This window comes from Glutamicibacter sp. NPDC087661 (genome assembly GCF_044743275.1).
Classification (GTDB): Bacteria; Actinomycetota; Actinomycetes; order Actinomycetales; family Micrococcaceae; genus Glutamicibacter.
This window is the reverse complement of the sequence record NZ_JBIUWE010000009.1, coordinates 1-976: the sequence shown is the minus strand read 5'-3', so window position 1 is coordinate 976 and position 976 is coordinate 1. Positions and strand designations below refer to the sequence as shown.

Annotated in this window: 1 protein-coding gene; it reads left to right on the top strand. The window is 50.3% G+C overall.

Annotation, left to right across the window (positions count from 1 at the left end; all coding sequences use genetic code 11):
• Window positions 1–206: 206 nt before the first annotated feature.
• Complete coding sequence (locus ACIOTN_RS17930; RefSeq protein ID WP_402735843.1) at window positions 207–722, top strand: GtrA family protein; 516 nt, start codon at window positions 207–209, stop codon at window positions 720–722.
• The last annotated feature ends 254 nt before the right edge of the window (window positions 723–976 follow it).

Sequence of the window (976 nt, the reverse complement as noted above, 5' to 3'; positions counted from 1 at the left end):
CCGTTGAGCCGCAGGGCATAACAACTCATTGCCCCCATCCTGGCCATTGGACGCTGCCACGAAAATGTCCGACTCATACATCGCTGGAAGCTCATGAGCTTCAATCTGAGCATGCTGTGCAAGGTGACCCATATGGATAACTAAGAACCGCCCTGATTAAGTTTCAATTTTCTATTCGCCGATCCTGGGATGTCTATGCTTGATCCATGAGTGGCAGAGCCAAAGCATTTAGCGATGAAGGCGCACGGGATCCATCGCGCCCAAAACAGTATCGGGAACGAAAGAGAGCTCTGTACTTCCTGGGCATAGGAGGATTCTGCTTCCTCCTGACCTTGGCAGTGAATTACGGATTGAAGTTCACGATTCTGGGGGCGCATCCAACTTCAGCTTTTCTTATCGCTAATGCAGCGGCCACGGTAGTTTCCTACTACCTCTCGAGACGGTTTACCTTTGGGGATGTCGCCCACGGCCTCAAACGTATTCAGTTCATCAAATTCGTCGGCATGTCTACGGTAGCTATTGGAATTACTGCGGCGCCGGTTTATGTATCCCGTTGGATCTTTGGAATCACGGAACCACACGTTTCTTTTATCGTCCAGGAGATCGCCGACTTTATCGCCGGACCAATTATCGGGACGTTACTTGGGATGATCTTCCGATGGTGGGCAATGAAGAAGTTCGTCTTCCTGAATACGCTCCATAAACGTACAGAGATCCTGTAAACCGCAGGAGCAAAGCAGTCGCGATTCCGCTGCAGATTTGTTCAACTGTCAGGGCGTCAGAGTACGCCCGCGGATTATGCCACCACAGTGTAACCACGATCACTGTCAAAAGTGCCCTGCCGATTTGCGGAGCCCTGAAAACCTGTGTATAGTTTTTACCTGTTGCCGGAACGGAAACAACACGGAATCTACCGATTGTTTACCCGGCAGCCAATCACTTTTCACTGAAGGTTTTCCGCCGATTTTGATCGGAT